Origin of the sequence: Halomonas sp. M20 (genome assembly GCF_020622265.1) — a bacterium.
Taxonomy (GTDB): Bacteria; Pseudomonadota; Gammaproteobacteria; order Pseudomonadales; family Halomonadaceae; genus Modicisalibacter.
Map to the genome: position 1 here is coordinate 633,585 of NZ_JACNMQ010000001.1, position 11,910 is coordinate 645,494.

General features: G+C 59.5%; 11 protein-coding genes. 6 read left to right on the forward strand and 5 right to left on the reverse strand.

The features are described 5' to 3' along the window. Positions 1-22 precede the first annotated feature (22 nt). Genes nqrF through nqrM form a run of 3 tightly spaced genes read left to right on the forward strand, consistent with a single transcriptional unit; the run spans position 23 to position 2,576 of the window. Positions 23-1,255: an NADH:ubiquinone reductase (Na(+)-transporting) subunit F gene (nqrF, locus tag H7850_RS02960; RefSeq protein WP_227367896.1), complete on the forward strand. Its 1,233-nt coding sequence runs from the start codon at positions 23-25 to the stop codon at positions 1,253-1,255. Beyond that, complete coding sequence (locus H7850_RS02965) at positions 1,252-2,322, forward strand: FAD:protein FMN transferase (RefSeq protein WP_227367897.1); 1,071 nt, start codon at positions 1,252-1,254, stop codon at positions 2,320-2,322. The genes nqrF and H7850_RS02965 overlap by 4 nt, the downstream gene beginning before the upstream one ends. After that, on the forward strand, positions 2,319-2,576 hold the full coding sequence (gene nqrM, locus H7850_RS02970; protein ID WP_227367898.1) for a (Na+)-NQR maturation NqrM: 258 nt from the start codon (positions 2,319-2,321) through the stop codon (positions 2,574-2,576). Before H7850_RS02965 ends, nqrM begins: the two co-directional genes overlap by 4 nt. A gap of 182 nt (positions 2,577-2,758) precedes the next feature. Here nqrM and H7850_RS02975 read toward each other — a convergent pair whose 3' ends face one another. The 4 genes from H7850_RS02975 to H7850_RS02990 all read right to left on the reverse strand — a co-directional run bounded on the left by H7850_RS02975 (position 2,759) and on the right by H7850_RS02990 (position 6,786). Then, positions 2,759-3,622, reverse strand: a complete 864-nt coding sequence (locus H7850_RS02975) for a DNA replication terminus site-binding protein (protein ID WP_227367899.1) — start codon at positions 3,620-3,622, stop codon at positions 2,759-2,761. A 126-nt stretch (positions 3,623-3,748) separates the two neighbouring features. Continuing rightward, the gene (locus tag H7850_RS02980; protein WP_227367900.1) at positions 3,749-4,687 is read right to left on the reverse strand and encodes a rhodanese-related sulfurtransferase; all 939 of its coding nucleotides are present in this window, start codon (positions 4,685-4,687) and stop codon (positions 3,749-3,751) included. 95 nt (positions 4,688-4,782) lie between these two features. Beyond that, the gene (locus tag H7850_RS02985) at positions 4,783-5,706 is read right to left on the reverse strand and encodes a carbon-nitrogen hydrolase (protein ID WP_227367901.1); all 924 of its coding nucleotides are present in this window, start codon (positions 5,704-5,706) and stop codon (positions 4,783-4,785) included. A gap of 27 nt (positions 5,707-5,733) precedes the next feature. Further along, positions 5,734-6,786 (reverse strand): agmatine/peptidylarginine deiminase, encoded by a 1,053-nt coding sequence (locus H7850_RS02990; RefSeq protein ID WP_227367902.1) that lies wholly within the window; start codon positions 6,784-6,786, stop codon positions 5,734-5,736. A gap of 169 nt (positions 6,787-6,955) precedes the next feature. On the opposite strand from H7850_RS02990, the gene H7850_RS02995 reads away from it, so the two are divergent. Together H7850_RS02995 and H7850_RS03000 are read left to right on the forward strand one after the other, a co-directional pair. Beyond that, positions 6,956-8,197 (forward strand): lipoprotein-releasing ABC transporter permease subunit, encoded by a 1,242-nt coding sequence (locus H7850_RS02995; RefSeq protein WP_227367903.1) that lies wholly within the window; start codon positions 6,956-6,958, stop codon positions 8,195-8,197. A 9-nt stretch (positions 8,198-8,206) separates the two neighbouring features. Beyond that, positions 8,207-8,899 carry an ABC transporter ATP-binding protein gene (locus H7850_RS03000; protein WP_227367904.1) on the forward strand — a complete coding sequence of 231 codons (693 nt, stop codon included), beginning with the start codon at positions 8,207-8,209 and terminating at the stop codon, positions 8,897-8,899. A gap of 64 nt (positions 8,900-8,963) precedes the next feature. On the opposite strand, the gene H7850_RS03005 is transcribed toward H7850_RS03000, so the two are convergent. Then, positions 8,964-9,515 (reverse strand): DUF2062 domain-containing protein, encoded by a 552-nt coding sequence (locus H7850_RS03005; RefSeq protein WP_227368531.1) that lies wholly within the window; start codon positions 9,513-9,515, stop codon positions 8,964-8,966. A 100-nt stretch (positions 9,516-9,615) separates the two neighbouring features. Here H7850_RS03005 and H7850_RS03010 point away from each other — a divergent pair, with 100 nt between their 5' ends. Further along, positions 9,616-11,904: a DNA internalization-related competence protein ComEC/Rec2 gene (locus tag H7850_RS03010; protein WP_227367905.1), complete on the forward strand. Its 2,289-nt coding sequence runs from the start codon at positions 9,616-9,618 to the stop codon at positions 11,902-11,904. Positions 11,905-11,910 lie beyond the last annotated feature (6 nt).

Here is an 11,910-nt window from a genome sequence, read left to right on the forward strand (position 1 = left end):
CCAACGAGGATAAGAAATCGACATGGTTGATATATCTGTAATCTTGCTCGGTGTGATCATGTTTACCGTGATCGTCATTGGCCTTGTGATGGTGATCCTGGCTGCGCGCAGTCGGCTGGTCAGCAGTGGCGACGTCACGATCGAGATCAACGACGATCCCGACAACACGATGACGACTCAGGCCGGTGGCAAACTGCTGCAGACCTTGGCCTCCAATGGCATCTTTTTATCATCTGCCTGTGGCGGTGGTGGCTCCTGCGCTCAGTGCAAGTGCCGTATTTCCGAGGGCGGCGGCTCGATTCTGCCCACGGAAGAATCCCATTTCACCATGCGTGAAAAAAAGGAAGGCTGGCGGCTCTCCTGTCAGGTACCGGTCAAGCAGGACATGAAGATCGAGGTGCCGGAGGAGGTGTTCGGGGTCAAGAAGTGGGAGTGTGAAGTCACCTCCAACCCCAACGTCGCAACCTTCATCAAGGAACTCAACCTCAAGTTGCCAGAGGGAGAGGAGGTCGCCTTCCGCGCCGGCGGCTATGTACAGCTGGTGGCGCCTCCCTACGACATCAAGTTCTCCGACTTCGATATCGAGGAAGAGTATCGTGGGGATTGGGAGAAATTCGGTATTTTCAATATTTCTCACAAGAGCAATGAAGAGGTCATTCGCGCCTATTCCATGGCCAACTATCCTGAAGAGAAAGGCCTGCTCAAGTTCAACATCCGTATCGCCACGCCGCCGCCCAACAGCGATTATCCGCCAGGGCTGATGTCGACCTATGTGTTCTCCCTCAAGCCCGGCGACAAAGTCACGGTAATGGGGCCCTTCGGTGAATTCTTTGCCAAGGATACCGATGCAGAAATGGTCTTCATCGGCGGTGGTGCGGGCATGGCGCCAATGCGCAGCCACATCTTCGATCAGCTCAAGCGTTTGAAGTCCACGCGCAAGATGACCTTCTGGTATGGCGCGCGCTCCTGGCGGGAAACCTTCTATAACGAGGAGTACGACCAGCTGGCCGAGGAGTTCGATAACTTTGAATGGCACCTGGCGCTTTCCGACCCGCAGCCCGAGGATAACTGGGAAGGGCCGACCGGTTTCATCCATAATGTGCTGTACGACATGTATCTCAAGGATCACCCAGCACCGGAGGATTGTGAGTTCTACATGTGCGGGCCACCCATGATGAACGCATCCGTGGTCAAGATGCTCACCGACATGGGGGTCGAGCCGGAGAACATCATGCTGGATGACTTCGGCGGATGATGAAAGTTGCTTGTAGAAAGCTGACAGGGCCGGCCTCGAAAGGGCTGGCCCTGTCGTTGATGGCTTTGGTGATCGTACTGCTGGCCGGCTGCGATAGCGGTCCTGGCGAGCATCGATTCCAGGGGCCGATCTTCGGCACCGGCTATCACGTCACGGTTTATGCGGATCTGGATCAGGATGACTATGCCCGTCTCGAATCCGGGATACTTACCGAGCTCGAGCGCATCGATGCACTTATGTCGACCTATCGCGATGACTCTGAGCTGTCACGTTTCAATCGATTCCCGGTAGCTGTTCCCTTCTTCGTATCACCTGCCACGGCGGAGGTCATACGGGAGTCACAGCGCATAGCCCGGCTTTCCAATGGCGCCTTTGATATGACGATTGGGCCAGCGGTCAATCTATGGGGGTTCGGGCCGGAAGGGCGACCCGAGGAAGTACCTGATGTCAGGACGCTGCGAGAAGCACTATCCCGGGTCGACGTCAACGCGCTGCAGTTGAAGGACGGCATGCTTAGCAAGACCAAGCCGGTTTATGTCGATTTGTCGGGCATCGCCAAGGGCTATGCCACGGATCAGGTGGCGGACTATCTGGAAGCCAGTGACGTTGCCAATTATCTGGTCGAAGTAGGCGGTGAGATCCGTACTCACGGTCACAAGCCCGGCAATGAGCCTTGGCGCATCGCCGTGGAAAAGCCTGTGTCCAACGAACGTAGCGCGCAGCGTATCATTGATCTCGAAGCGGCGGCTGTGGCCACCTCGGGCGATTATCGTAACTATTTCGAGGCAGATGGCGTACGCTATTCCCATACTATCGATCCACGTACCGGTCGACCCATCGACAATCGGGTTGCCTCGGTGACGGTCATCACCGAACGCAGCGCCACCGCGGATGCGCTGGCGACGGCCTTTACCGTGATGGGAGCCGATGCGGGACTGAAAATGGCCGAGCAGGAAAACCTGGCGGTCTATTTTATTGTCAGAGAGGAAGAAGGCTTTACAACGCGCATGAGCTCGTCCTTTGAACCTTATCTGGATGAGCCGGCAACTGAGAAGGAGACAACATGACACTTTGGATACTGGTGTTTGGATTCATGCTGCTGGTGATAGGAGCCATGTCCATAGGAGTCTTGATGGGCCGCAAGCCTATCGCTGGCTCCTGCGGCGGGCTCAACAACCTGGGCCTCAAGGACGGCTGCGATATCTGCGGCGGCAAGGACGAGGTATGCGAAGAGGAAAACCGCAAGCAGAAAGCCATGGCCCAGCGCCGGGCGGATGAAAAGCGGGGCATTGATTTGGGTTATGATGCCAGCCGGCGCTAGGCTATGCCTGAAAAGTGCCTGCGCTCGCCCATACAGCGTTAAACATCGACTCGTGCGCGAGTCCGATCAAAGTACTCATTTACACCGAGTAAACACCGTCTTTTCGTCGATTTTTGCCTTGTCTGGCCATCGCTCGTCGACTTTTCAGACAAAGCCCAAGGATGACACACCGCGTGCAGGGGTCAGCCGCGGTAGCGAAATACTCGAATGCTGGGCAAAAATACATCGTCTTCCAGGCGTTCATCGCTGCGTTTGGCCCGAGTACGGCCTTGAGGTGGGCGGGGCAGCGGCTGGTTGTAGTGCGGAAGCTGCCCGTCTGGCGCAGGAATGAAAAGGGGAAGGGGCAGGTTCATGGCCTTGCGGGAGCGACCATCGGCCAGGGGTTCCTGGAAGAATAGATTGGCGCGCATGACCGGCGCCTGACGCTGTACCTGGGCAAGCGGTTCGCCGTCCGGTATGCCGGCCAGGCGTTTGAGTTGAATCCGCACATGAGGCGCATCGCTGTCCAGTGTCAGCAGCTTCTGTTCTGCTTCACGCACGGTGAGCCGCTTGATGGAGCGGCCGCTGGTGTACCAGGCCAGGCGAACCCGTGACAATGGCGCATCGGCAACCGGTAAATGCCGCCAGCACTGCTTCAGATGCAAGCGTGCCAGCCCTTGTCCCCGCAAATGATCGTGCAGCGCCGGGTGACGAAACGGAAGGACGGTCTTGATTTCAGGAATTAGCGAAATCGCCTGTTCGCGTATCGTTGCCAATATGGCCGCAAATCGGCTTTTGGCGGCATTGACCTCGGCTACCGCATCTAGCAATGTCTCGCTGGCGGCGATCAGGCCTACATAGCTGCGGGTCACTCGGCCATCCTGGCCGTCCTGATACCAGAAATCGAGCAGAACCCGGCGCAGCCACTGTGCATCCGGTCGTGGCGATTCCAGCGCCCAGGCCTTGCCGGGGCTCGCGGTATAGATATCGAGTAGCGCATCGATGCGCTCGACCAGATGATCGAAAGCGGCTTCGAGTTCCGCGAGCAGACGATACTGTAGTTCCATCAAACCATTCCTTCGTCATTATTATACCGTTATATTAACGGCCGCCTTCAATATTGTCACCATCCAACCATGACTCATCAAGTAAGGTTTCATCGACGCCAGGCAAAGGGCGTCGGCTTGTTTACCTCAGGCGTCAGCAAGTTCGCGTGGATCGCGACCGATGGGATGCGGCTCGTTACGCGCCTTGGCCAACTCGATCTGCTTTTGACGTTCCCGGGCACCCGCTCGCGTCTTCTCCGAGAGTGAGTCCCAGCAATGCGGGCAGCTGATGCCGGGTGTGTAATGCTCTGAGGCGCGATCCTCGGCAGATAATGGGCGTCGGCAAGCATGACACTGTTCGAATTCGCCTTCGCTGAGATCGTGGCGCACGGTCACGCGATTATCGAAGACGAAGCAGTCGCCTTGCCATAGGGATTCCGATTCGGGGACCTTCTCGAGGTAATTGAGAATGCCACCCTTGAGGTGGTAGACCTCGTCGAAGCCTTCATTGAGCATGAAGCTCGATGCCTTTTCACAGCGGATGCCACCTGTGCAAAACATGGCGACTTTCTTGTGCTTCGATGGGTCATAATGTGCTTTGACGTATTCGGGAAACTCACGAAATGATTTGGTCTCAGGATTGATCGCCCCCTTGAAGGAGCCGATCTCAACCTCGTAATCATTGCGGGTATCGATCACCAGCACCTCCGGGTCACTGACCAGAGCGTTCCAGTCCCCGGGCTCGACATAGGTGCCAACCGTCTGATTCGGGTCTACCTCCGGAATGCCTAGGGTCACGATCTCCTTCTTGAGCTTGACCTTGGTACGATAGAAAGGCTGCTCGTCGCAATGAGACTCCTTATGGTCGAGGTCCGCAAAGCGAGGATCGGTCTTGAACCAGGCCAGCAGCGCATCGATACTCTCGCGGCGACCGGAAACCGTGCCATTGATGCCTTCCCGGGCCAGCAGCAGCGTGCCCTTAATGTCATGAGTCTTGAGAGTTTCGAGCAGCGGCTCCCGCAATGCTTCGAAATCATTGAGCGTGACGAACTTGTATAGCGCCGCCACGACGATGGACTGATTCATGTAACTGTCTCCAGCGGGTCGTCCGCGTAAAGGACGGACCGGAACGTGTTTTCAGGCGAGCGGTATTTTACGCTAATGCCAACGGGGCTGGCGACCTATCTATCCCGATAACGCTTGGTCAGATCCCCATAGGCATCGATTCTGCGATCACGCAGATAGGGCCACATGCGTCGCACCTGCTCGCTGCTTCGCATGTCGAGTTCGACCAGCAGGTTTTCGCTATCATCCCCGGCGTGGGCCAGCAGTTCTCCCTGGGGGCCACAGATGAAGCTACCACCCCAGAAATGGATGCCCTCGGTGACCCCGCTCAGGTCTTCTTCGAAGCCGACCCGGTTGGCGACCAGCACCGGCAGGCCGTTGGCTACCCCATGAGCGCGCTGAACAATTGTCCAGGCGTCTTTCTGGCGCTCCTTTTCCGGTAGGTTGTCGGGTGGATGCCAGCCGATGGCGGTGGGGTAGAGCAGCAGTTCGGCACCGGCCAGGGCCATCAGGCGCGCCGCTTCCGGGTACCACTGATCCCAGCATACCAGCACTCCAAGTCGGCCCACGGAGGTGTCGATGGGCTCGAAGCCCTGTTCGGCATCCGCGTCCCCTGGAGTAAAATAGAATTTCTCGTAGAAGCCAGGATCGTCCGGGATATGCATCTTGCGATAGTGTCCGACCCGGCCTTGAGCACGGTCCATGACTATGGCGGTATTGTGATAGACACCAGCGGCACGACGCTCGAAGATCGAACCGACCAGTACGATGTTCAGTTCCTTGGCGAGTTCCGCAAGGCGGGTGGCGGTAGGGCCATCCAAGGACTCGGCGAGATCGAAGAGATCCGCGTCCTCGCACTGGCAAAAATAGTGAGTGGCGTGCAGTTCCTGCAGCATCACTAGCTCAGCGCCTTGCTTGGCCAGTTCGCGAACACCGGCTTCGCTGGCTTCCAGGCTGCGCTGCTTGTCCGGCCAAGCAGGTTGCTGCACCAGGCCTACCTTGAGGGTTTTGTCAGGGATTTTATCGGTATTCTTGTTCATCTCGATTCTCCGTGTCGTTCAGCGCGTTCAAAGGGAGGTGGGAAACTCCGCCAGGGTGCCAATTGGTAACTGCATGGTCAGGCAGTGCAGGCTGCCATGCTGAAGGATCACACTACGACAGTCGATGGGCAGAATATCGCGCCCGGGGAATGCTGTCGCCAAGGCATCAAGAGCCTGGGCATCCGCGGCATCACCATAGACAGGCACTAATACCGCGCCATTGATGACCAGGAAATTGGCGTAGGTGGCCGGCAGGCGATGGCCGTCCTGGAGGTCGAAGCAGGGCCGTGGCCAGGGCAGCGGAATCAGTTGGTAGGGAGAACCGTCCGCTTGGCGCAGCGCTTCGAGTTCCTTTTCCATGGCGGCCAGCGCCGGGTAATGAGGATCGTCCCGGTCGCCGCAGCGCACGTAGGCGATGGTCTGCGGGTCGCAGAAGCGCGCCAGGGTATCGATATGGCTGTCGGTGTCGTCCCCTTCCAGATGACCATGACTCAACCATAAAACGCGCTCGACGCCAAAATCCTCGCGTAGTCGCGCTTCGATGGCGCCTCTATCGAGCTGCGGGTTGCGGTTGAGGTTGAGCAAGCAGGCTTCGGTGGTCAGCAGCGTGCCTTGGCCATCCGTCTCGATGGCGCCGCCTTCCAGTACCAGGTCGCGGGTTTCCACCGGGGCCTTGAACACGCCGGTGTCACGTAGTCGGCCGGTGAGGGCATTGTCCCGCTTGGCGGGAAACTTGCCGCCCCAGCCGGTGAATTCATAGTCGAGCAGGACGATATCGCCGTCACGTTCCACGGCGATGGGACCGTGATCTCGGGCCCAGGTATCATCGGCGGGGGCTTCGACCAGTATCAAACGATCCATGGGCACACCAAGATGATGAAAGGTCGCGGTGAGGCGCTCATGGGTCGAATGATCGGGAACGCTGATCAACACCCGCTGATAGCGGGTGATGGCCACGACCATCGTTTCCAGTGTCGCTTCGATGCGCTCGAGCAGCGGCGCCCAGTCGCTGTCGACGCTGGGCCAAGTGAGTTGTACGGCATCCTGAGGGTGCCATTCGGGAAGCAGGCGCTGGGTCATGATGATCTCTCGAAGCCTTGAAAGCCTCTATTGGGCATGAGGCAGGGCGGTTGCGGCATTTTAGAGCCCGGCATGACGCATGCAAGTAATGTTGCAGTGTTTGTGCAGCCGATGCACCCGGCCGGGAAAAACCGTACCATAGGCGCCTGCCGAGGAGGAACCGAACCTGATGCTGGACCGCATACCCTTTTTGATCGGGCTGCGCTACGTGCGCGCCAAACGACGTAACCATTTCATCTCATTCATTTCCTTGACATCCATGCTAGGGCTCATGCTGGGTGTGGCAGTACTGATTCTGGTGCTGTCGGTAATGAACGGCTTCGATCACGAGCTGCGCTCAAGAGTGCTGGGCATGGTGCCGCATACGCGCATCGAGGCCCAGGACGGCATGGCCAACTGGAAGCCCTTGGCTGAGCGCTTGAGTCAACGTGAGCACGTCATCGGCGCGGCGCCCTACGTGGATCAGCAGGGCATGTTCTCGGTCGGTGGACGCAATGAAGGGGCGCTGGTATATGGTATCGAGCCGGACTATGAGCAGCGGGTGTCGATCATCGGCAACCATATGCAGCAGGGCAAACTCGATTCCCTGGCTCCAGGCAAGTGGAACGTGGTGCTGGGGGAGTTGCTGGCCCGCAACCTGGGGGTCGGAATCGGCGATCGCGTGACGCTGCTGGTGCCGGAAGCCTCGATCACACCGGGTGGTGTGTTCCCCCGACTCAAGCGCTTCACCGTCAGCGGTATCTTCAAGGTGGGGGCGGATATCGACGGGAATCTGGCCTATGCCAGCATGGCGGACATGCAGACCCTGGCACGCATGGGGGACGCCATCGGCGGGCTGCGCCTGGAGCTCGACGATCTGTTTCTGGCCAAGGATGAGACCCAGTCGATCCTCAATGATCTCGGCTATGGCTATCGCGGCATGGACTGGACCTACACCCACGGCAATCTGTTTCAGGCGATTCAGATGGAAAAGCGCATGATCGGGCTGCTGTTGATGGTGATCGTCGCCGTGGCGGCGTTCAACATCGTCTCCACCCTGGTCATGGTGGTGACGGACAAGCACGCCGATATTGCCATCCTGCGCACCATCGGGGCCACGCCCAAATCCATCATGGGCATCTTCATCGTCCAAGGCCTCTCGATAGGCGTGATCGGTATCGCCATCGGCGTGGCGCTGGGCATCGTGCTAGCGCTCTCGGTGTCCGATATCATCGCCTGGTTCGAGACGGTCTCGGGCATCCAGTTTCTCGATCCCGGTGTCTACTTCATCAGCTATCTGCCGTCCCGGCTCAACTGGGGCGACGTGAGCACCATCGTCGTGGCGGCCTTCGGCCTGAGCTTTCTTTCTACCCTGTATCCGGCCTGGCGCGCAGCGCGTGTCCAGCCAGCCGAAGTATTGCGTTACGAGTGAGGGCCATCAATGACCACTGATACGAAACCAGTGATGCTCGAATGCCGGGATCTGACTCGGGTGTACAACGAGGGTCCCCAGGACGTGACCGTGCTGGATGGGCTCGATCTGAAGGTGCGCGCCGGAGAGCGGGTCGCCGTGGTGGGCAGCTCGGGCTCCGGCAAGACCACGCTGCTCAATCTGCTGGGCGGGCTCGATCATCCCAGTCGTGGCTCGGTGAGCATTGCCGGCCAGCCCTTGACTAAGCTCAACGATGCGGCCATGGGGCGTTTTCGCAACCGCTATATTGGCTTCGTCTATCAGTTCCATCACCTGCTGGCGGAGTTCACCGCCTGCGAGAATGCCGCCTTGCCCCTGATCGTGCGGGGTCACAAGCGTCGCGATGCGGAGAAGCGCGCCATGGCGATACTCGAGCAGGTGGGCATGGCGCCCCGAGGCGACCACAAACCCGGAGAGCTGTCCGGTGGGGAACGCCAGCGGGTCGCCATTGCCCGGGCCTTGATCACCGATCCGAGTCTCATGCTGATGGACGAGCCCACGGGTAACCTGGACCAAACGACGGCGGGGAATATCCTGGGATTGATGGATGAGCTGGCGCGAACGAGTGCCTGTGCCTTCGTGATCGTTACCCATGACCCGAGCCTGGCGGCGCATCAAGATCGAGTGCTCCGATTGGACGGGGGGCGTCTGCTGACCTCCTGATGTGAGCTTTCCAAGAGGTGGGCTCTAAAAAAACCTGTCGGCCCTGGGGGCATATCAGGCTCAGTCAGGTAAGCGTATTGCGACGAATCGTTTCTCGCTGGTCACGGCGCCGTTTGGTACGGCGCTTCCAGCTGCGAGCTACCTGCCAGCGCCAGACCAGGCGCACCAGGATATTACTGATGATGCCGAGGACGATGGCGGATACCAGCGATCCCAAGAAGAGTGCCGGCAGTATGTCAATCATCTTGGCAGCGAACCAATGGGTACTGAGATGATTCGGCGCTGACTGCACCGGTGTGTCAAGAATAAAGCTTCCCAGCCGATAGTTGCCATAGAAGATCACCGGCATGGTGAGGGGATTGGTCAGCCATACCAGGCCGACACACAAGGGCAGGTTGCAGCGCAGCAGCCAGGCACCACAGGCCGCCAATGCCATTTGAAACGGGATCGGCAGCATGGCGCAAAACAATCCCACCATGAAAGCATTGCCGACAGAACGTCGCGTCAACACCCAAAGAGACGTGTTGGCGACGATCGGATGCAGAAAGCGCAATGAACGATTGCGCTTCAGAGTGTCCTGATGGGGTATGTGACGCTGTAGCAGTCGGCGCAACATGGCCTCGTTCACTGGTTTTGAACCCGTACCATTATCCATACATGGTCGTTGTCCTGCCACGGCTAGATCAAAACAACAGTTAAGCAATACGGGAAAGCTTATGGGGCTGGCTGCGCCATTGGCCCTTGCCGCACTGTTGGGCGCCTCCCTGGGCGCTCTAGCGCCGCCGGGCCTGTTTGGCATCATTTGTATCGGGTTTTTGCTCGCGCTGGCCGCTTCCCGGTACAGGCTTGCTGTTTCAATACTGGCGTTGGCCATTGGCGTAAGCCAAGTTCTGTGGGCTCAGGGCGCGATACTGCCGCCGGGTCTTGCGGGCACGAACCTTACCGTGACCGCGCGAATAATCCAGCTCGACGGTGAAGGCGATGCCAGGCGCCTACGCTTGAAATTGAATACCTGCCATGCGATCGAAGCGGAGCGCCTTGCCTGTGACAGACTGGATCAGGTGCGGGTCAGCTGGTATGACCCGCCGACACTGGAGGTGGGCGAAACCTGGGCATTGACGCTGCGTTTGCGACCACCCGGCGGCTTCGCCAATCCTCATGCCTTTGATTATGAGGCCTGGCTATGGCGGGAAGGCATCGATGCCACCGGCTATGTGCGCAGCGCCCCGGCACCGAAGCGTATTCAGCTATCCCGCAACACCCTGCGTAAAGAAGCATTGGCCTATCTCGATCGTCATGTCAGCGATGATTTCCCTCGGCGCTGGCTGGCTGCCCTCACCTTGGGGGCAAGTGAGCGCCTGACCCAGGAAGATTGGGATCTGCTCAACGCCAGCGGCACCACCCATCTGATGGTGATTTCAGGGCTTCATGTGGGGTTGGTGGCAATGTTCATGCTCGCACTCTCCCGAGGGGTTGCACGACTGCTTACGCCACAACGCTGGCGCATGGCGGCCTGGCCCTGGTGGAGCGCTGCCTTGGCGGCGATCGGCTATGCCTGGCTTGCCGGACTCGAACCGCCGGCCCTGCGGGCCATGATCATGACTCTGGTGGGTCTCTGGGTGGCCAGTGGGCGCCATGCCCCGGGTGCTTGGCAGGCCTGGTGGCTGGCCCTTGCGATTATCGTGCTGGCCGATCCATTGGCCTTGTGGCGACCGGGGCTGTGGCTCTCCTTCATTGCCGTGGCCCTGCTGATTCTGGCCTGGCAAGGGCGTTCGCGGCCCACGGGCTGGCGCGGCTGGTGTATGGCGCTACTGCGCAGTCAGTGCCTGCTGGCGCCACTGATGGCGGCGGCGGTGCTGTTGGCCTTCGATCGGTTGGCGCCGGCGGCACCGCTGGTCAACCTGCTGGCGGTCCCCGCAATCGGTAGTCTGATGGTACCGCTTGGGCTCATGGGCTGGCTGCTGGCCTGGATGCCACCACTGGCGGAAGCCTGCTGGTGGCTTTTCACGATGCTGGCTCAGGGCGTGCAAGCGAGTCTGGAAGCGGTCGTCGCCTGGTCCCCGCTATGGTATCCCGAACCCTGGCAAACGCTACCAGTGACGCTGAGTCTGGTTCTGCTGACTGTTTTCTGGGCATTGCCGGGGTTCTCGAAGCCGCTGCGTTGGGGCAGCAGCGCGATTCTTGTGGCACTCGTTTTCACTCTCACGCCGCCCCATCTTGCGGACGGGCAGCTGCGAGTGCGTATTCATGATGTCGGCCAGGGGCAGTTGATCGAGTTGCGTACCGCAAGGCACCGCTTGCTCTACGACAGCGGGCCGCGTTTTCGCTCTGGGTTCATGCCGCTGACGACCCTGTGGCCGGCAGGTCAGCGCTTCGATGGCGTTATCGTCAGTCACGGCGATAGCGATCACGCCGGTGGGGTATCGGCCCTTGTCGATGAACATCAGGTCGAGCGTTGGTGGTCACCGGGGGTCGAATCGCTGGGCATGCCGGTATCTCCCTGTCGTGCCGGCGAGCGCTGGCGCTGGGATGGGGTCGAGTTTCGCTTTCTGTGGCCGGAAAGTGATCCGGCCAGGCTCGGGCGGAACGATCGTTCCTGTGTGCTGCTGGTCGAGGCGGGTGGACAGCGCCTGTTGATCAGCGGCGATGCCGGGGCCGCAGTGGAAGCGCGCCTTGCCGGCGAGCTTGAGAAGGATATCGAGGTATTGATCGCCGGCCATCATGGCAGTCGCACCAGCTCCGTCGCCGAGTGGGTGGCGGCGACTCGTTCCCGCCATGTGATCTTCAGCGCCGGGCGCGGCAATGCGCACGGTCATCCTCACGGTGATGTGGTGCGGCGCTTTCGCGACGCGGGAAGCTGCCTGTGGAGTACCGCCAATGACGGCGCGATAACGCTCTGGCTGGGTAGCGAGACGAATGCCGATGTGATCACCCAGCGGCCCATCTCGGGCGCTGGTGTCGGCAGAGAGTGTCATGCGGTAGAATCGCACTCCCGGGACAAGTGACTATTG